This is a genomic window from Pedobacter aquatilis, from assembly GCF_032678425.1.
GTDB lineage: Bacteria > Bacteroidota > Bacteroidia > Sphingobacteriales > Sphingobacteriaceae > Pedobacter > Pedobacter aquatilis_B.
Genome location: NZ_JAVTSG010000004.1, coordinates 1 through 18,704, shown reverse-complemented (window position 1 = coordinate 18,704; position 18,704 = coordinate 1). Strand labels below are relative to the sequence as shown.

At 34.8% G+C, this 18,704-nt stretch carries 19 protein-coding genes; 18 read left to right on the top strand and 1 reads right to left on the bottom strand.

Features of this window, described 5'->3' with window-relative positions; genetic code table 11:
* The first annotated feature begins 1 nt into the window (after nucleotide 1).
* The 18 genes from nrfD (at nucleotide 2) to R2Q16_RS13380 (ending at nucleotide 17,283) form a co-directional block, all read left to right on the top strand.
* Nucleotides 2–1,474: an NrfD/PsrC family molybdoenzyme membrane anchor subunit gene (gene nrfD, locus R2Q16_RS13465; protein ID WP_316737705.1), complete on the top strand. Its 1,473-nt coding sequence runs from the start codon at nucleotides 2–4 to the stop codon at nucleotides 1,472–1,474.
* Between the two features lie 2 nt (nucleotides 1,475–1,476).
* A complete protein-coding gene (locus R2Q16_RS13460; protein ID WP_316737703.1) occupies nucleotides 1,477–2,013 on the top strand; it encodes a DUF3341 domain-containing protein in 537 nt (178 codons plus the stop codon).
* Nucleotides 2,006–2,590, top strand: a complete 585-nt coding sequence (locus tag R2Q16_RS13455) for a cytochrome c (RefSeq protein ID WP_316737701.1) — start codon at nucleotides 2,006–2,008, stop codon at nucleotides 2,588–2,590. The genes R2Q16_RS13460 and R2Q16_RS13455 overlap by 8 nt, the downstream gene beginning before the upstream one ends.
* A 16-nt stretch (nucleotides 2,591–2,606) precedes the next feature.
* Nucleotides 2,607–3,830: a quinol:cytochrome C oxidoreductase gene (locus tag R2Q16_RS13450; RefSeq protein WP_316737700.1), complete on the top strand. Its 1,224-nt coding sequence runs from the start codon at nucleotides 2,607–2,609 to the stop codon at nucleotides 3,828–3,830.
* A 64-nt stretch (nucleotides 3,831–3,894) separates the two neighbouring features.
* Complete coding sequence (locus R2Q16_RS13445) at nucleotides 3,895–5,127, top strand: cytochrome c oxidase subunit II transmembrane domain-containing protein (protein WP_316737699.1); 1,233 nt, start codon at nucleotides 3,895–3,897, stop codon at nucleotides 5,125–5,127.
* A 23-nt stretch (nucleotides 5,128–5,150) separates the two neighbouring features.
* Nucleotides 5,151–7,031, top strand: a complete 1,881-nt coding sequence (locus tag R2Q16_RS13440; RefSeq protein ID WP_316737697.1) for a cbb3-type cytochrome c oxidase subunit I — start codon at nucleotides 5,151–5,153, stop codon at nucleotides 7,029–7,031.
* Between the two features lie 81 nt (nucleotides 7,032–7,112).
* A complete protein-coding gene (locus tag R2Q16_RS13435) occupies nucleotides 7,113–8,165 on the top strand; it encodes a COX15/CtaA family protein (protein ID WP_316737695.1) in 1,053 nt (350 codons plus the stop codon).
* Nucleotides 8,166–8,177: 12 nt separating this feature from the next.
* Nucleotides 8,178–9,086 carry a heme o synthase gene (cyoE, locus tag R2Q16_RS13430; protein ID WP_316737694.1) on the top strand — a complete coding sequence of 303 codons (909 nt, stop codon included), beginning with the start codon at nucleotides 8,178–8,180 and terminating at the stop codon, nucleotides 9,084–9,086.
* Nucleotides 9,087–9,104: 18 nt separating this feature from the next.
* Nucleotides 9,105–9,671, top strand: a complete 567-nt coding sequence (locus R2Q16_RS13425) for a cytochrome c oxidase subunit 3 (protein ID WP_316737693.1) — start codon at nucleotides 9,105–9,107, stop codon at nucleotides 9,669–9,671.
* 31 nt (nucleotides 9,672–9,702) lie between these two features.
* On the top strand, nucleotides 9,703–10,410 hold the full coding sequence (locus R2Q16_RS13420; protein ID WP_316737691.1) for a cytochrome c oxidase subunit 3: 708 nt from the start codon (nucleotides 9,703–9,705) through the stop codon (nucleotides 10,408–10,410).
* Between the two features lie 20 nt (nucleotides 10,411–10,430).
* Nucleotides 10,431–10,778 (top strand): cytochrome C oxidase subunit IV family protein, encoded by a 348-nt coding sequence (locus tag R2Q16_RS13415; protein WP_290238208.1) that lies wholly within the window; start codon nucleotides 10,431–10,433, stop codon nucleotides 10,776–10,778.
* The gene (locus R2Q16_RS13410; protein WP_316737689.1) at nucleotides 10,778–11,476 is read left to right on the top strand and encodes an SCO family protein; all 699 of its coding nucleotides are present in this window, start codon (nucleotides 10,778–10,780) and stop codon (nucleotides 11,474–11,476) included. Before R2Q16_RS13415 ends, R2Q16_RS13410 begins: the two co-directional genes overlap by 1 nt.
* A 25-nt stretch (nucleotides 11,477–11,501) precedes the next feature.
* Nucleotides 11,502–12,044, top strand: coding sequence for a DUF420 domain-containing protein (locus R2Q16_RS13405; RefSeq protein ID WP_316737687.1), 543 nt, complete (start codon nucleotides 11,502–11,504; stop codon nucleotides 12,042–12,044).
* 85 nt (nucleotides 12,045–12,129) lie between these two features.
* The gene (locus R2Q16_RS13400) at nucleotides 12,130–12,402 is read left to right on the top strand and encodes a hypothetical protein (RefSeq protein WP_316737686.1); all 273 of its coding nucleotides are present in this window, start codon (nucleotides 12,130–12,132) and stop codon (nucleotides 12,400–12,402) included.
* A 1-nt stretch (nucleotide 12,403) separates the two neighbouring features.
* Complete coding sequence (locus R2Q16_RS13395; RefSeq protein WP_316737685.1) at nucleotides 12,404–12,802, top strand: DUF983 domain-containing protein; 399 nt, start codon at nucleotides 12,404–12,406, stop codon at nucleotides 12,800–12,802.
* 36 nt (nucleotides 12,803–12,838) lie between these two features.
* On the top strand, nucleotides 12,839–13,501 hold the full coding sequence (locus R2Q16_RS13390) for a DUF2461 domain-containing protein (protein WP_316737684.1): 663 nt from the start codon (nucleotides 12,839–12,841) through the stop codon (nucleotides 13,499–13,501).
* A gap of 17 nt (nucleotides 13,502–13,518) precedes the next feature.
* Complete coding sequence (locus R2Q16_RS13385; protein ID WP_316737683.1) at nucleotides 13,519–14,358, top strand: flagellar motor protein MotB; 840 nt, start codon at nucleotides 13,519–13,521, stop codon at nucleotides 14,356–14,358.
* Between the two features lie 126 nt (nucleotides 14,359–14,484).
* Complete coding sequence (locus R2Q16_RS13380; protein ID WP_316737682.1) at nucleotides 14,485–17,283, top strand: thiopeptide-type bacteriocin biosynthesis protein; 2,799 nt, start codon at nucleotides 14,485–14,487, stop codon at nucleotides 17,281–17,283.
* Between the two features lie 15 nt (nucleotides 17,284–17,298).
* Here the strand turns inward: R2Q16_RS13380 and R2Q16_RS13375 are convergent, their stop codons facing one another.
* On the bottom strand, nucleotides 17,299–18,423 hold the full coding sequence (locus R2Q16_RS13375) for a sensor histidine kinase (RefSeq protein ID WP_316737681.1): 1,125 nt from the start codon (nucleotides 18,421–18,423) through the stop codon (nucleotides 17,299–17,301).
* Between the last annotated feature and the right edge of the window lie 281 nt (nucleotides 18,424–18,704).

Genomic DNA, 18,704 nt, shown 5'->3' with positions numbered 1-18,704 from the left:
TATGTCAGGACATAACGAATCAATACTTAGAGAACCATTAATTACCGGCGATAATATCACGTACGCAAAAATTACGGATGATATTTTAAGCCCGGTAGAAAACAAGCCGAACAAGGCTTGGTGGATTGGTTTCATCGTTTCAGCATTAGGTGCATTACTTTGGGTGGTAGCTGTTAGTTACACTTTTTGGAATGGTATTGGTGCATGGGGCTTAAATAAAACAGTTGGATGGGCATGGGATATCACCGGTTTCGTATGGTGGGTAGGTATTGGTCACGCAGGAACACTAATCTCTGCCGTACTTTTACTTTTCCGTCAGAACTGGCGTAACTCTATTAACCGTTCTGCGGAGGCGATGACCATCTTTGCCGTAATCTGTGCCGCTACTTATGTAGTTTCCCACATGGGTCGCCCTTGGTTAGCTTATTGGGTTTTACCTTTACCAAATCAATTTGGTTCGCTTTGGGTAAACTTTAACTCTCCACTGGTTTGGGATATGTTTGCAATCTCAACTTATTTCTCTGTATCATTATTATTCTGGTACACGGGTTTATTACCAGATATCGCAACCATCCGCGACCGTGCAGAAGGTACTCGTAAAAAAATCTATACAATTTTCTCTTTCGGCTGGACTGGAAGTGTTAAAACTTGGCAACGTTTCGAGGCCGTATCATTAATCTTAGCAGGTATATCTACGCCACTGGTACTTTCGGTACACACAATTGTATCAATGGACTTTGCAACTTCAGTAATTCCGGGATGGCACACTACCATTTTCCCTCCTTACTTTGTTGCTGGTGCAATTTTCTCAGGCTTCGCCATGGTATTAACCTTATTATTGGTTGCCCGTAAAGTTTTAGGATTAGAGAACTACATCACGATGTTCCACATTGAGTCGATGAACAAAATTATCATCTTGACTGGTTCAATTGTAGGTGTTGCTTACTTAACAGAGTTCTTCATTGCATGGTATTCAGGTTCTGAATATGAGCAATATGCTTTCATTAACAGATCTACTGGTCCTTACTGGTGGTCGTACTGGATGATGATGACTTGTAACGTGATCTCTCCACAGTTGTTATGGTTCAAAAAGATTCGTCTAAGCATCAAAGCAACCTGGATTTTATCAATCGTTGTAAACGTGGGTATGTGGTTCGAGCGTTTTGTAATTATCGTTACTTCATTACACCGTGATTATATTCCATCGAGCTGGGCAATGTTCTATCCAACTTGGGTTGATATCAGTGTATTCGTAGGTTCAATCGGATTATTCTTTACTCTATTCTTATTATTCTTAAGAGTATTACCATCAATCGCAATTGCGGAGGTTAAATTATTATTAAAAACTGCAAGTGAGCAAGCGAAGATGAAACAGATTAAAGAAGGTCATGAGAATAAAGAATATGTAGCTGAATACATAGAATCTTTAGAGAAATTTGATAGTGTTAAACAAGAAGATTACGCAAAAATATAACAATGAGTGATATCAAATATATTTTAGGCAGCTTTGGCGACCCTGACGAAATGATGCATGGCATCGAGAAACTTCAGGAAAATAACATCAGCATTCATGATGTTTATACTCCAATGCCTATACACGGAATAGAAGCCAAATTAGGAATTCAAAGATCGAGAATCGATATCGCAGCGTTTTGCTTTGGTATTACTGGAACTTGCGCAGCTTTTGCTTTAATTTATTTTTGTGCAGTTATCGATTGGAAAGTAAATATTGGTGGTAAACCATCGTTTGCATTACCGGATTTTATTCCGATAATGTTCGAATTAACAGTATTATTCTGTGCTTTCGGTATGGTTTTAACTTATTATGCATCAACCCACTTATTTCCAGGCAGAGCGCCAAGAGTAATGGATTTACGTGCTACTGATGATCGTTTTGTGATTGCAATTGATGCACACGAAAATGCATCACACACTGTAATTGATGGTTTATTAAAAGATGCAGGTGCTTTAGAAGTAAAGTATAATGAAAGGAAGTACATTAGCTATGAATAAGAATAAATTTGTTTATGCCGCGTTTTTAGCTATCGCTTTTGCAGCTACTTTTTCGGCTTGTAGAGATAAACGCAGTACCGGGTTAGAGTATGCCCGTAATATGTATGATCCGATTGCTTACAATCCGGATCAGCCAAATAAAAACTTTAAGGATGGTAAAACTGCACAATTACCACCAGCAAATACTAAGCCTGTAGGTTTTACAGAGTATGATGAATTTCCTAATACTTTAGAAGGATATAACGAGGCTGGTGCTAAAATGGTTAATCCATTGGTTGCAGATAGCACTACTCTTGCAGAAGGTAAACATTCATTTGTTGTTTTCTGTGCTCCATGTCACGGTGAGAAAGGTGATGGACAAGGCCACTTAGTTAAAATTGAAAAATTTAATGGTGTTCCTGCTTATCAAACTGGTGCTTCATCAAGAGGTGGTAACATGGCAGATTTAACTGCTGGTAAAATCTACCACACTATTACATATGGTGTAAATAACATGGGCTCACATGCTTCGCAAATCACACCAACAGATCGTTGGAAAGTTGTGTTGTATGTTCAACAATTACAAAAAGGACAATAAGTAAAGCAGAATATAAATGGGAACTCACAATATTAATTTTAGTGAACAATTTGAGTTTACAGGAAAAGTAAAAACTTTAAGTATAGTTGGTATCGCTTTAGGTGTACTTGCAATTGCTTATGGTTTCTTAGCTGGTGATAAAGTAATGCACGAGCGTACTTTTGCCAACCTGTTACTTATGGGATATTACTTTGCATGCGTTTGTATGTCGGGTATGTTTTTCCTTGCTGTTCAATTTGTTGCTCAGGCAGGATGGTCTGCTTCGATTTTACGTGTACCACAAGCGATGGCCAAAACATTGCCTATCGCAGCAGTAATACTTTTTGTAATTATTTCTGCAGGTTTATATACACACAATTTATATCACCACTGGAATGCAGATGGTTTAACAGACCCTAATAGCCCAAATTATGATGCGTTAATTGCTGGTAAATCAGTTTTCTTAAACGTACCATTCTTTTTAGGTCGTCAGGTATTGTTTTTAGGTGTATATAGCATCTTCGCAATGATGTTTGTTAAATTCTCATATAATGAAGATTTAGCTGGTGGTTTAAATTCATACAGAAAAAGCTTCAAAAATGCTTGTATATTCTTAGTTATCTACGGTTTTACAACGCCTATTTTTGCTTTCGATACCATCATGTCATTAGAGGCACACTGGTTCTCAACCATGTTCGGTTGGTACAACTTCGCAGCAATGTGGGTAAGTAGTTTAGCAACAATTGCAATTATCATCATCTTATTAAGAAGAGCTGGTTATATGCAATGGGTTAACAATAGCCATTTACATAATTTAGGTCAGTTTATTTTCGGTTTCTCTATCTTCTGGACTTACGTATGGTTTGCACAGTTCTTGTTAATTTACTACGCAAACATGCCTGAGGAGACTGTTTATTTCTATAAACGATTTGAATATTACAAGTTCTGGTTTTTCCTTAACCTAGCAATGAACTTCCTTGCCCCGGTATTATTATTAATGGATAGAGATAATAAAAGAACAGATGTTAAATTATTATTTGTTTCAATTGTAGTATTACTTGGTCACTGGGTAGATTATTATCAAATGATTATGCCAGGTGCGGTAGAAGATGGACACAATGGCTTTGGTATTGTAGAAATTGGTACTGCCATTGGTTTCGTAGGATTATTTACCTTTACGGTTTTAAGTAACCTAAGCAAGAAACCATTAATTGCAAAGAATCACCCTTTATTACAAGAAAGCTTGCATCATCAGCTTTAATTGATGTTTATAATAGCGAATATTTAATTATTATATAGAAGTACAGCGTACTACTTTTAAGAAAATGAGTTTAAGAAAGTTTATCACGAATAAAACGACCGCAGCTTTAGCAGTATTACTTACTGTTTTTGCTAACACGAGCGTATTTGCGCAAGATGCAGCAGCAGGTGCTGCCGCGGCACCGAAAGTTGATATGGGAGAGGTTTATAAATCAGTAATTTTTTATGTACTGGTATTTCTTGCCATATGTTTATTCATTGCAATTGTGGGTAAAGCCATTAGAGTTTATGAATTAAGCCGCGAAGCACAAGGTAAACCTGTAGGTATTAACTGGAACAGAGTACATGCAAGTTTATTTGCGTTGTTCTTGGTTTTAGGATTGTATGGTGTGTATTGGGAATATACAGTACACGGCGCAATGTTATTGCCTGATGCAGCTTCAATACATGGAAAGCGTATTGATGAAATGTTTAATTTAACATTAATCATCACTACGATTGTATTTGTTGTAACACACATCTTATTGTTTGGATTTTCTTATATCTATAAATATTCAGCTAAGAGAAAAGCATATTACTACCCGCACAACAATACAATTGAAAAAATCTGGACTATTGTTCCGGCATTGGTTTTAACTGTATTAGTGTTGATGGGTTTCTTAACCTGGAGATCAATTTTCTACAAAGTTGAAGACCCAAACAATAAGCCACTACAAATCGAGGTTACTTCAGAACAATTTAAATGGTCTATAAGGTACCCAGGAGCTGATGGTGTTGTAGGTGCTAAAAATTACAAGTTAACTACAGCTTCAAATACTTTGGGTATCGATTTTAAGGATTTAAAATCTCGTGATGATTTAATGGCAGACGAAATGGTTATTCCGGTAGGAAAATCAGTTAAGCTTCTTTTAATGAGTAAGGATGTGATTCACAGTTTTTACATGCCGCACTTTAGAGTACAATTAAACACTGTACCGGGTATGCAAACCATCTTTGAATTTACACCTACAATTACAACTGCAGAGATGCAGCAGAAAACCAACGATCCAAACTTTAAATACTTATTCTATTGTGCAAAAATTTGCGGTTCTGGTCACTATAACATGCAGAAAGTTGTACGTGTAGTTTCTCAAAAAGAATATGATGAGTGGATTGCAGAGCAAAAACCTTACTTAAACGACGATTTAAGAAAACAATTTAATTTGCCAGTGGCACCTGCTCCTGTAGAATCAGGTTCAGACTCAACAGCTACAGATTCTGCAGCAGTTGCAACTAACCAAATGGCTTTAAATAAATAATATACCGAAGAGCGAAAAGAATTATGTCAACAATAGCATTACACGACGAACACAATCACGATCACGCTGATCACGGGCACCATAAGGAGACTTTGATATCAAAGTACATCTTCAGTATGGACCACAAAATGATTGCGAAGCAATTTTTAGTAACCGGTATTATTATGGCGGTTATTGCAATGGGTTTATCAATCTTATTCCGTATTCAATTAGCTTGGCCTGATAAAAACTTCCCTTTCTTAGAAACATTTTTAGGTAAATGGGCTGAAGGTGGTCGTATTAAATCTGATTTTTACTTAGCCTTGGTTACGATTCACGGTACCATCATGGTATTCTTTGTATTAACTGCAGGATTGAGTGGTACTTTTAGTAACTTATTAATTCCATTACAAATTGGAGCAAGAGATATGGCGTCGCCATTCCTAAACATGCTTTCATACTGGTTCTTCTTTACTGCCTGTGTGATTATGATGGCTTCATTCTTCATCCAAACCGGACCGGCTTCTGGTGGTTGGACAGTTTATCCTCCATTATCAGCAATTCCAACGGCAATTCCAGGTTCTGGTACAGGTATGACCATGTGGTTGATCAGTATGGTACTTTTCGTAGCATCATCACTAATGGGTGGTATTAACTATGTTAGTACAATCTTAAACATGCGTACCAAAGGTATGGACCTTTGGAAAATGCCTTTAACAATTTGGGCATTCTTCTTAACAGCTATTTTAGGTATTTTATCATTCCCTGTATTAGTTGCAGGTGTTGTACTATTAGTTTTCGATAGAAGTTTTGGAACAAGTTTCTACCTTTCTGATATCGTAATGGGAACTAATGTATTACCTAATGAAGGTGGTTCTCCAATTTTGTGGCAACACTTATTCTGGTTCTTAGGTCACCCTGAGGTTTACATTGTAATCATGCCAGCTTTAGGTATTTCATCAGAAGTTATCTCGGTAAATTCACGTAAACCAATTTTTGGTTACCATGCGATGGTTTACTCATTAATAGGTATTACTGTGCTTTCGTTTATCGTATGGGGTCACCATATGTTTGTAACGGGTATGAATCCATTATTGGGTGGTGTATTTATGATTACAACGTTGATTATCGCGGTACCATCAGCAGTAAAAACATTTAACTACTTAGCTACATTATGGAGGGGTAATATCCGTTTCACTCCGGCAATGTTATTCGCTATCGGTTTGGTATCATTCTTTATCTCAGGTGGTTTAACCGGATTATTCTTAGGAAACGCATCATTAGATATTAACTTACACGATACTTACTTCGTAGTTGCCCACTTTCACTTAGTAATGGGTTCTGCGGCAATCTTTGGTATGCTTGCAGGTGTTTACCACTGGTACCCAAAAATGTTTGGCAGAATGATGAATGCTAAATTGGGTTACTTACACTTCTGGTTAACTTTTATAGCTGCATACTTAGTATTCTTCCCTCTACACTTTTTAGGTTTAGATGGTGTTCCACGTCGTTACTATGCTTTTACTGAATTTGAATTCATGAAAAAATGGTTAACAGTTAACGTATTTGTAACATGGGCAGCTATCATGGCTGCATTAGCTCAGGTAGCATTTTTGTGGAACTTCTTTTATTCAATCTATAAAGGTAAAGTTGCTCCTCAGAATCCTTGGGAATCAAATACATTAGAATGGACTGCTCCAGTTGAGCACATTCACGGTAACTGGCCTGGAGAAATTCCAACGGTTTACAGATGGCCATACGATTATAGTAAACCTGGTCATGATGAAGATTTTATTCCTCAAACTGTTCCTTTCTCTCAAACAATGAGATCAAATTTACCTCATGATTTTGAAGGAAATACGGAAGCAGAAAAAATACAACAAGATTGGGAAACTGCCAATCCTGTGACAGAAAATAAGGGCTAGTTAGATAGCTTTAACAAAATTTTAAAGGGTATCTGATTAAGTTTCTGCTTATCCGGATACCCTTTTCATCTTAAAATAGATATGATCAGTAGATCAGAACAACGTTTCATTAGGATAAACTTAATAACCATTATCGTTACGTTATTGGTTATACTTGCTGGCGGTATTGTACGAAGTACTGGCTCTGGTATGGGTTGCCCGGATTGGCCTAAGTGTTTTGATAGATATATTCCACCTACTGATGTTTCTCAACTTCCAACAGATTATAAAGAGAAATATGTTGCAGGTAGGTTGAAGAAGAATGAGAAGTTTGCTAAATACCTGGAAAGTATGGGCAAAAAGGAATTGGCAGATAGTATCAGGCATGATAAAAATATTACTGTTCCTGAAGAATTTAACCCTGCTAAAACCTGGACAGAATATATAAACAGATTGGCTGGTGCTTTGGCTGGGATATTCTTATTACTTACCGCAATTTATTCATTTGTATATAAAAAAACTGCAAAGCGAATTATTGTATTGAGCATCGTAAATATACTGGTTGTTGGGTATCAAGCTTGGTTGGGTTCAATCGTTGTGTCAACAAATTTAGCTCAATGGGTTGTAACCGTTCACATGCTTTTAGCATTGGTAATTTTGGCCATTTCAATCTATACCTATAGCTACGCCAAGCAGTTGCATAAAGAACCTTCGGTTATCATGTATCGCATTGCGTGGTTAAAAGGATTTTTGTTTTTTACACTTGCTGTCAGCATCGTGCAAATAATATTAGGAACAGAAGTTAGAGAAGCAATTGATGTTATCGCTAAATCTCTTGCAACCCGAAATACCTGGGTTTCAAAAGTTGGTGATGTTTTTTCTTACCATAGAGATTTTGCCATACTCGTTGTTATTGCTAATGGAGTTATTTATAAAATGGTAATTGATAGGTTTAGTGGAAAGGCTGCGCCATTATTAACGGCAAGGTTTATCTTACTTACCTTGGCGATACAGATGTTAAGCGGATTTGCTTTAGCTTATATATCATTACCACCAGTAGCACAAGCATTGCATATTTTGTTTTCTACAATGCTATTTAGTTTACAGTTTTATTTGTACTTGTTGGTTTACCGAACAAAAACATATAGACAATAATAATAAAGAAAATTGAAGCAATTTTTTTCAGATTTTTCAAAGCTCGTTAAGTTTAGGCTATCTTTTACGGTAGTGTTTTCTGCATCAATTTCATTTTTAATTGGTCAGAAAATGCAAGTTGGAAGAGGGCATATTCCTTCTATCGATTGGCAAAATTGGTTAGTTTTAATTGCCGGAGGATTCTTGGTAACAGCTGCTGCGAATTGTTTTAACGAAATTATTGAGGTTGACTTGGATAAGTTAATGGCTCGAACTAAGGACCGACCAATGCCTGCCGGCAGAATGACGACCGGACAAGGTTTGGTTTTAGGTGTTTTCATGGCCTTTCTTGGAACCTGGCTTCTAGGGCATTTAAATTTGGAAACTGGATTGTTATCTGTTTTTTCTATTTTGCTTTACGCTTTTGCTTATACACCTTTAAAACGTAAATCGCCAATTGCAGTTTTTGTTGGCGCTATACCAGGGGCTTTGCCACCGTTAATTGGTTATTTGGCCGCCTTTGGAAGTTTAAAGTCTGACTTGTTTTTAGATATCGACTACAAAATAGCTGTAATATTATTCTTGATTCAATTTGTTTGGCAGTTCCCACATTTTTGGGCAATTGCATGGGTTCTAGATGATGATTATAAAAAGGCAGGTTTTAGATTATTACCAACTAAGAAAAGAGATAAAACATCAGCATTATTCACTTTTGTGAGTACACTTATCCTAATTCCAATTAGTTTGTTGCCAACTCTATATGGTTTTGGAGGATATTTTATAGCAGGTATATCACTTATAGCCGGTTCAATTTTTAGCTATTTGGCCTTTAAGTTGTTAACGAACAGAGAACTTGTAGATGCTAAAAAGGTGATGTTCTGTTCTTTTTTTTACATTCCGGCTGTGCAGTTGGTCTTACTATTTGATTTTATTGCAAAATAATTAATTATGATTTTAACAATGGAAAATACACAAGATATATTCGATCCGAGGCCAAAGAAATTTATCGTCTGGCTTTTTGTCGTATCATCTACCATTATGTTTGGAGGCTTTACCAGTTATTATTTGGTTTTTGCCGCATCAAAAGGTAAAGGGCATGGTTTAGTTCTGCCAGATGCTTTTATATATAGCACGCTAATAATCATTGCCAGCAGTATTACCTTAACATTAGCATCAAGAGCATTAAGAAAATTAAATTTTGAACTACAACGCAAAATGTTGTGGTTTACCATGATTTTAGCCTTTGGTTTTGGCTTTATGCAGTTTGTTGCATGGGGAAGTATGGTTAAAACCGGAGCGACTTTAGTTGGTAACAACGCAGCAATATCGTTTATATATGTGGTCCCATTAATGCACTTATTTCACATTCTTGCTGGTTTAGGTTTTATAATCAGCAGTTTAGTGGGTAGTTACAAGAATATTCCCTTGGCTAAAAATAAGTTCCGTATGGAAATAACCTCTATTTTTTGGCATTTTATAGATATATTATGGATATATCTGTATGTTTTTTTACTTTTGAACCGTTAAATTTGTTAACAAACTATTATACTATTTCCAAATGAATTCAGTATCACAATTAGATCACGTTAAAACAGGACCATGGAGTGGTGGTCGTTCGCCCTGGTCAGTAGAATATGGTAAAATCATGATGTGGTTTTTCCTCTTATCAGATGCTTTTACTTTTTCATCGCTGTTGATATACTATGGTGCTCAGCGTTTTTCTAAATTAACATGGCCTGATCCGGATTTGGTTTTCCAATCAATTCCAGGGGTATTAGATCACGGTGCTCCGTTAGTATTCGTAGGTATCATGACATTCATTTTGATTATGAGTTCGGTAACTATGGTATTAGCAGTAGAAGCTGGTCATAGAAATTCTAAAAAAGAAGTAATCGGATGGATGATTGCTACAATCATAGGTGGTTTCATGTTCTTAGGCTGCCAGGCTTTAGAGTGGACACACTTATTCCATGAAGGTTTTGGCTGGGGTAAAATTCCTCCAATGGAAACTTTAAAACATTTGTTTTCTGGTGATGTTTCATTAGTATCAGCTCAACAGTTTTCAAACTTATTCTTTACCATTACCGGTTTCCACGGATTTCACGTATTTAGTGGTGTTGTAATTAACATCATCATTTTAATCATGACTATAAATGGAACTTTTGAAAAGAGAGGTCATTATTTAATGGTAGAAAAAGTTGGTTTATACTGGCACTTCGTAGATTTAGTATGGGTGTTCGTATTTACATTCTTCTATTTGGTTTAATTATTTTATAAGATATTATTATGTCAGAAAATCACGCACATACAGAAGGCCATGATGAACATGGTGGCCTAACCAAAGGAAAAATCTGGAAGGTTTTTGGAATACTATTGTTAATTACAGTTATTGAGTTCATCATTGCACTTTGGGTCTTACCAAAAGGCTATATGTCTCACGGTGTAGGTAACTTCGTTTATATCGCTTTAACTTTATTAAAAGCCTTTTATATTGTTGCATACTTTATGCACCTTAAATATGAAAAACTTGGATTGCAGCTTTCGCTAACGGTAACATTTATCTTTATTATTTACTTTTTAGTTTTAATGCTGATTGAAGGTGGTTTCTTATTCCACCATACTCCAAATTTTTAATGAGAAAATTTTCAATAAAGAAAACATTAATCCTGGTAAGCATACTAGCTATACCGGGATTTTTGTTTTTTTACATATTGCCGCAATTTGCAAAGAACAGGTATAAAACCTTGCCAATATTTGGTGATAAGATTGTAGCCTCTACTTTTCATACGAAAAAAGGAAAGAAGATTCCGGATACGATATATCATAAAGTGCCCGACTTTAGCTTGGTTAATCAAGAAAATGAAACCATTAATTGGGTTCCCTTGAAAGATAAGATTGTTGTGCTGAATCTTTTCTTTAAATCAAGTTCTGTTAAAGAAATTAATACCAATATCCAAAGGATTGAAGAAGGCTATCAAAGAAACAACTTAATCCGTTTTTTAAGCCTTTCTGTTGACCCATTTGATAATCCGACTAATCTTAAGCCATTGGCAGATTCTTTAAACGCAAAACCAGGCAAATGGGATTTTTTAAGTGGTGATACGCTGCAGGTTTACCCATTCATCAGGCATGGTTTGCTGCTTGATATGATTTATCATAAACAGAATGGGAAACCGAAATTTATTTACGGAAATCAAATTTTATTAATTGATAACCATAGAAGAATCCGTGGGTATTATGAAGCTACAAATCCTGAAGCTTTATCTAAGCTTGATGATGAAATTAAAGTTCTGGTGGCTGAAGATTTGAGAAACATTAAAGACGGAAGATAAACGAATAAAATCACAAGATTAAATCATGAGCGATAACGCTATAGAAAAAAAATATAACAAGTGGATTATTGTGTTATCAGTTGCAATACCACTAGTAGTTGCGGTACTGTTTCGCGTAAATTTAAGGAAACTCGGTTATGATGTAAAACCGCTTGATTTTTTACCACCAATATACGCAGCCGTAAATGGATTAACTGCAATTGTGTTAGTGATGGCTGTAATGGCCATAAAAAATGGAAAGCGTAAGCGTCACGAAAATTTAATGAAGTTTGCGATTTGCTTATCCGTTGCTTTTTTAGCAATGTATGTTGCCTATCATATGACAGCCGATAGTACCAAATTTGGCGGCACTGGTGTAATCAGATATGTATATTATTTTATATTGATTACGCACATTTGTTTATCCGTTATTATAATACCTTTTGTGTTATTTACTTATGTTAGAGCGCTTGCAGAAAAATTTGATAAACATAGAAAACTGGCAAGAATTACTTATCCAATGTGGTTGTATGTAGCCGTAACGGGTGTGATAGTCTACTTAATGATATCACCTTACTATCAACATTAAAAAATAAAAGTTCATCAATAAGATGGACTTTTTTTATGACATAATTTTTAAGCCCTAAACCTCGATAATCATTATATTTGTATCAATGAAGGCGAAATTAATTTATCTATTTTTTACTGTTGCAATTCTATTCATATCTACATTATCTGTTAATGCCCAGTGTGCAATGTGTACAATTAATGCAGAACAGGGTGTTAAAAATGGGAATACGCAGGCAGCAGGTTTAAATACAGGGGTTATTTATCTTTTGGTTATACCTTATTTGTTGGCACTTGTTGTTGGCATTATTTGGTATAAAAAATACCGCAAAAAAAATGTAGAACTTAATATGAAGTCCGAACCGCTAAATTTAAATTAGTATGGCTTCAAAAACTTCTAAACTCTCTGCAATCGTTAGAGCAAAATGCCCACATTGCCGTAGAGGTGATATTTTTACAGGTAGTATGTACGGTTTCAACATTCAGCATACAAAAGAAGTTTGTTCGCACTGCGGGCAACGGGTAGAAATTGAACCTGGTTATTTCTATGCCGCTATGTATGTGAGTTATGCAATGAATGTTGCCGAAATGCTCACAGTAAGTTTTATAACCTATCTTGCGGTTGGTACACTTAGCGATGAAAATTTCTGGACGTATTTAATTGCCATTTTTAGTGGGTGTTTTATTTTCTATCCATTTAATTATCGATATTCAAGGATATTATTGCTACACGTTCTATCGCCGAATATAAAATATAAGCCATATTACGATAATCCGTAGTCTACCATTGGCTTATTTTCTTAATGATTTTTGATTATGCTAAAAAAAGATACGCTTGTTTTTATTCAAAACGTAGCAGATAATAATAATAGAGAATGGTTTGCTGAAAATAAACAGCGATATGAGGAAGCAAAAAGTGATGTTTTAAACCTTGTTGCCGAAATTATTCCGGAACTATCTAAAGTTGATCCACTAATTTCCTCAGAAACTGATCCTAAAAAATCTCTAATGAGGATTTACCGCGACGTACGTTTCAGCAAAAACAAAGACCCTTATAAAAATAATTTTGGAATCTGGTTTTCTGCAAAAAGTAAAGGCGGTAATGAACCAGGTTATTACCTACACATCCAGCCAGGCAAGAATTTTCTGGCGGGCGGTTATTGGATGCCCGAAGCAGCGCACTTAAAACTTATCAGACAAGAAATTGATTATAATTTCAGCGATTTTGAGAAGGTAATTACAGAAAAAAACTTTAAATCAAGTTTTAAATTAGGTACTGGAAATGCCCTTAAAAATGCGCCAAAAGGTTATGATCCTGCAGATCCAAATATTGAGTTTTTAAAATTAAAAAGTTTTGAAGCTACAACTCAAATTGATGATGAAGAATTTTTAAAACCAACAATCGTTAATAAGTTAGTAAGTTCTTTTAAAACTGTTAATCCATTAGTTGCATTTTTACGAAACGCATTAGAACAATAATTTAAGCCAATACAATAATGAAAAATACTTTTTTAGCCTTTGCACTCATCCTTTTAGTTTCATCATTTACCTCGTGTGTAGTTCTGTCTCCCAAAAAATATAAAGCTTTATTGGGCACAAAAGACTCTCTTTATACTGCATTTAACGAAGGCTTAATAAAAATTGAAAACCTGGAGAAAGAAGTAAATAAGCTTAAAAAGGATACCGCCATGCTAGGTGAAGATTTGCGTGACTTACAAAGTCGTTTCAGCGAAACTAATGCAAGTTTTAATAAATTAAAAAGCAACAGTTCTTCTGAAATAAGCAAACTGTCTGGCGATTTAGCCGCTCGGGAAAAACGTTTAAAAGAAGTTGAAGAGGTTTTGCGTAAACGCGATGAAGCTACAAATCAATTAAAAGAAAAATTACAACAAGCATTATTAGGTTTTACAAAAAGCGGCTTAACTGTGGAAATTAAAAACGGTAAGGTTTATGTTTCATTAACTGATAAACTTTTATTCCCATCTGGTAGTATAATTATTGATGAAAAAGGTAAACAAGCATTAACGGAACTTGCTAAAGTTTTAAAACAACAACCCGAAATTAATATTTCTGTTGAAGGACATACCGATAACCAAAAGGTAAACAATTTGGGTCAAATTAAGGATAATTGGGATTTAAGTGTTTTGCGTTCTACATCGGTTGTTCGCTATCTTACCGAGAATGAAAAAGTTGAAAGTGCAAGGATGACCGCAACCGGTAAAGGTGAATTCCAGCCATTGGGTGCAAATACTTCTGCCGATGCCAGAAGCAAAAACAGAAGAATAGAGATTGTGTTGTCACCAAAACTCGATGAATTATACAATCTGATAAAATAAACACAATAATTTAATGGAGGTCCCGATGAAAATTGGGACTTTTTTTATGCCATTGAAGTAAATTATCGCAAGCATTTCTAATCAGATTACATGAAAACTTTGTAATTTTCGCCTGAAATCTATTTTATGAAATTAAAAATACATCCTAACATTATCTTTCGTACACCGAAATTTTCTTACACGGCTAACCTTGCTGATTGTTGGGATGAACTTAAAATAGCAATATCCGTTTCATCTGCTGCATTTTACGAAACCATAAAAGATGTTCAAGCGGAAGAAATACATAGCTTACCGCCTAAAATATTCTTCACCATTTGGAAATATTTCAATCGCTCGAAATTTCGCTCAACACCTTATGGTACTTTTGCCGGTTTTAGCATTTTTAAGGATGGATTTAATAATGCTGAGCAAAATGAAATCATTATTGATGAGCAGCAATTGATTCACGAGTTTATAGATTGGCCCGAAAAAAATAAGATTCAGCTTTCCATTAGCCAATTATTGGATAATAACTGCTTTCTATTTGCAAACAGTAGCTATTATTTCACCTCTAAAAGCATCAGATATATTGCTTGTACAGATGGTTTATTTGAGTTGGCTGAAATTGATAAAGATGATGCTGTTTTTAAAATACTTCAGGGCAGTAAAATGCCAATTCGCTTTAATGATTTATTGTTAAAACTAGAGGTAACTGAAGAAAATAAATCTGATGTTATTTCATTAATTGAGGATATGCTTTCGCTACAATTATTATTAAGCGAAGCTGACCCAAATATTATTGGTAATGATTATTTTAAACGAATAGGGATACAAACTTCAGCCGAATTACCTAAGTATTTAATTGCAGAACGAAATGTTATTGGCGGTGGAATAAACGCTGATTTATTTAATGCTGTTCCTGGCTTGATAAACTTAATGCAGCGCATGCAGCCAATTGAAAATAGAGCTGCACTTACGAATTTCATAAATAAGTTCAAACTAAAATTTGAGCAACGTGAAGTGCCGTTGTCGTTGGCTTTAGATCCTGAAATGGGTGTTGGTTATGATGAATTGGAACAAGCTGGGCAAGGTGATGATTTTATAGCGCAGTTTCGAGGTAAAAATATAGCAAAGAAAGAAGACTGGACTGACAATATAAAGTCTGGTTTTTCAAAAATGCTTTCTGCTGAAAGCTTTAAGTCTAATTCTGTTATTCAATTAGATAAATTAGGGATTCAATTAGCCGAGCAACCTGTTATTATTCCAAACTCATTTAGCATGTTGCTAACTGCTATTGATGATTTGGTTTGTGTTGATCAAACAGGTGGGAGTACAGCAAATGCGCTAAGTGGACGATTTACACTTGCTTCCGATAAGGTGCTAGAGCATTGCAAAGCTATTGGGAAAATCGAAGAAAATGCAAACCCTGATGTGCTTTTTTTTGACGTGGCTTATATGGTTGAAACTAATGTCGATAATATAAATCGTAGAAAACTTGTTTACAACAAGCAACTTTCTATTCTAAACTTCGATACTTCAGCTGAACCATTAACACTCGACGATATTGTATTATCTGTTCATGGGAATGAGATTATATTAAAATCCAAAAGTTTAAATCAGCGTTTGATTCCAAGAATGGCTTCAGCATACAACTACAGTCGCTCAGATTTATCCGTTTTTAGGCTATTATGCGATTTGCAACATCAAAATATTCAAACGAATCTTACCCTTTTTCTTGATAATTTTTACCCTAATCTTCCATATTATCCACGAATTCAATATAAGAATATTGTACTTGCACAACAAAAATGGCAGGTAAGCAAAGCTGATTTTGAATCTCAAAGTATTATCGATTGCAGAACTTACTTAAAGGAAATAGGATTAGAGGCGTATTTCAAATGTGGTTTATCCGATCAAACATTATGTTTTGATGTAAACAGCGATACTGATTTGCTTGCTTTTCTATCTTATATACAAAAGCAAGATAAAATTTATTTGGAGGAAGTTTTACTACCTAAAAAGGGTACAGTAGTTGATACATCTTCTAAACCATATCTGGCTCAGTTTATTTTAAATCTTTACCACGAAGAAAATATTTATCGAAGCATGGGGAGTTATGCCCTAACAGCAGAAAATAATGTTAAGCAGATTTTTCCTCCAGGAAAGGAGTGGTTATATTTTGAGATATATTGCCACCAACAACGTTCAGATGCAATACTTTCTGGTCCAATTGCTCATTTTATTCAAGCGTATCAAAAGCATATTAACAAGTGGTTTTTCATCCGATACAATGAGAATGGGTATCATATTCGGTTTAGAATCTTATTAAAGGATGAGAAAGAAGGTTATATTTTATCATCAGCATTTTCATCCTATTTGGAAGAAGATATTGCTAGCGGATTAATCTCTGATTTGCAGATTAAAACCTATAAGAGAGAAACGCAGCGTTACGGAAATGATATTATTGAAGCGGTAGAAACACATTTCAAAGCGGATAGTAACTTTGTTTTATCTTTATTGGAAAGCCATTCAGATGCTTTAAGCAATTATAAATATTGTGCTGATTTGGTTGAACAGACTCAAACCTCAGCTGTGTTTGAGGATGATAAGCTAACGGAGATTATTAAACTGATGTCTGATTCATTTAATGAAGAGCATAACCTGGACCCAACTGACTTTAAAAAGCTAAATGCTCAATACCAGATTTATCGTAAAACAGATACTCAAAGTTTAAACGAAACGCAATTAGATTCATTTAATCATTTTACTGAATCATTTATTTCGATATTAAGAAATGTAGCATCTGTTAGGCGTAGCCAATTGTTCAGCGATTTATTGCATATGCACGTAAACCGCTTATTCAATAAAGAACAAAGAACACATGAAATGGTAATCTATTACTTTCTGTTAAAAGATATACAGCGTAGAAAAGCGATGAGTAAATAGTTTCTCTAATAAATATTAAGCATTAGAATGCTGATTCAAACCTGCCATTGGATTTTCTATATCAATTCTTATTTCTGTGAAATATCTGTTTGTATCGTCTTTATAAAATTTAAACGAATACCTGTCTTTATAGAAGTTATTTAAACGTTTATCAATGTTCTCCATACCCACATGATGACTTTCCACTTCTTTCTTCTTCACATCATTTATCATGTTTAGGGTCGAAATAACTAAACTCTTTCTATCATAATTAATTTGGACCACACATGGCTGCGATGAATGTGCAATGTTTCCATGCTTAAACATATTTTCTACCAAAGTTAATAAGATAAGTGGAGGGAATCTTAAACCAAACAAATCATCTTTAACCTCGAGATTAAAGTTAATTGTATTAGCTGTACGTAATTTATGTAGGTTAATTAGATGCTCTATCTGTTCCACTTCCTCGCTTAATGGCACCAATTCTGAAGCTTCAGGCCGTTTTAAAGCGTACCTCATCATTTCAGATAAGTTCATAATTGCATCGGCCGCTAATGGAGCTTTCTTTCTCGCATCATTATAGATGAAATTAAGCGTATTAAATAAGAAGTGAGGATTTATTTGGCTACGCAGGAAATTATTCTGTGATTGTACTAAATCATTCTCTAAAGCCTGTTTCTCAATCGTGTTGATTAAATTTTGCTTTTCTAGTTGTTGTACTCTTTTTCTTTCACGAATTGAATTTAGTAAAAACACATAACCAGTACTAAAACCAATGAAATATATGGCTCTGTATGCTGATCTTAAAAAGTATTTAAAGCTTGGCTGTATAGCTTTTTGAAGCTCAGGATCATAAGTATGGGCTGCAAGTAATTCTAGTCCAAATGCTAAACCCAGATATAATGCAATCTCTAAGATTAGGAAAAAGAATATTAACCAAGGCTTGTACCTAACATTGCTGATTAGAATTTTACTAACACCATAAGCGTGAAAATAAAATATAGAAATATTGATAATGTAATGAATAATATAATTTCCTACAGAATAAAAAACTTGATAAACAATTCCGGTGACTACAACCTCAAATAGGATGAAAAAGAGCCAAGAAAGAATATGAATTTCATATTCCTTATACCAGTTTTTTAATTTAAGAATGTTCATTTAAATGGGTTTTATCTACTAAATCAGGGGTTTTATCTGTAAAAATAATGGGTTGATGTAAAAATTTCGTACTGCCTGCGTTTTCGCCGCACCTTTACAACAGTTAATCAAAACAACAACAAATTAATTTAACAGCAATAAATATATACATAATATGAAAGCTCAACACACTACAAAATTAAAAAAGAATACTGCATTTGTTTACAAAAATGTGAAGGCTCAAAACAACTTCAGCACTGACCCAACTGCAAACACAATTTTAATGACCAACCAATCTTTAT

What these genes read in the sequence shown, in the direction of transcription:
- R2Q16_RS13400 (WP_316737686.1), top strand. Translation starts at nt 12,130, where the DNA reads ATGAAGGCGAAATTAATTTATCTATTTTTTACTGTTGCAATTCTATTC.
- R2Q16_RS13395 (WP_316737685.1), top strand. Translation starts at nt 12,404, where the DNA reads ATGGCTTCAAAAACTTCTAAACTCTCTGCAATCGTTAGAGCAAAATGC.
- R2Q16_RS13420 (WP_316737691.1), top strand. Translation starts at nt 9,703, where the DNA reads ATGAATTCAGTATCACAATTAGATCACGTTAAAACAGGACCATGGAGT.
- R2Q16_RS13390 (WP_316737684.1), top strand. Translation starts at nt 12,839, where the DNA reads ATGCTAAAAAAAGATACGCTTGTTTTTATTCAAAACGTAGCAGATAAT.
- R2Q16_RS13460 (WP_316737703.1), top strand. Translation starts at nt 1,477, where the DNA reads ATGAGTGATATCAAATATATTTTAGGCAGCTTTGGCGACCCTGACGAA.
- R2Q16_RS13385 (WP_316737683.1), top strand. Translation starts at nt 13,519, where the DNA reads ATGAAAAATACTTTTTTAGCCTTTGCACTCATCCTTTTAGTTTCATCA.
- R2Q16_RS13410 (WP_316737689.1), top strand. Translation starts at nt 10,778, where the DNA reads ATGAGAAAATTTTCAATAAAGAAAACATTAATCCTGGTAAGCATACTA.
- R2Q16_RS13445 (WP_316737699.1), top strand. Translation starts at nt 3,895, where the DNA reads ATGAGTTTAAGAAAGTTTATCACGAATAAAACGACCGCAGCTTTAGCA.
- R2Q16_RS13425 (WP_316737693.1), top strand. Translation starts at nt 9,105, where the DNA reads ATGGAAAATACACAAGATATATTCGATCCGAGGCCAAAGAAATTTATC.
- R2Q16_RS13380 (WP_316737682.1), top strand. Translation starts at nt 14,485, where the DNA reads ATGAAATTAAAAATACATCCTAACATTATCTTTCGTACACCGAAATTT.
- R2Q16_RS13415 (WP_290238208.1), top strand. Translation starts at nt 10,431, where the DNA reads ATGTCAGAAAATCACGCACATACAGAAGGCCATGATGAACATGGTGGC.
- R2Q16_RS13405 (WP_316737687.1), top strand. Translation starts at nt 11,502, where the DNA reads ATGAGCGATAACGCTATAGAAAAAAAATATAACAAGTGGATTATTGTG.
- R2Q16_RS13455 (WP_316737701.1), top strand. Translation starts at nt 2,006, where the DNA reads ATGAATAAGAATAAATTTGTTTATGCCGCGTTTTTAGCTATCGCTTTT.
- R2Q16_RS13375 (WP_316737681.1), bottom strand. Translation starts at nt 18,423, where the DNA reads ATGAACATTCTTAAATTAAAAAACTGGTATAAGGAATATGAAATTCAT.
- R2Q16_RS13440 (WP_316737697.1), top strand. Translation starts at nt 5,151, where the DNA reads ATGTCAACAATAGCATTACACGACGAACACAATCACGATCACGCTGAT.
- nrfD (WP_316737705.1), top strand. Translation starts at nt 2, where the DNA reads ATGTCAGGACATAACGAATCAATACTTAGAGAACCATTAATTACCGGC.
- R2Q16_RS13435 (WP_316737695.1), top strand. Translation starts at nt 7,113, where the DNA reads ATGATCAGTAGATCAGAACAACGTTTCATTAGGATAAACTTAATAACC.
- R2Q16_RS13450 (WP_316737700.1), top strand. Translation starts at nt 2,607, where the DNA reads ATGGGAACTCACAATATTAATTTTAGTGAACAATTTGAGTTTACAGGA.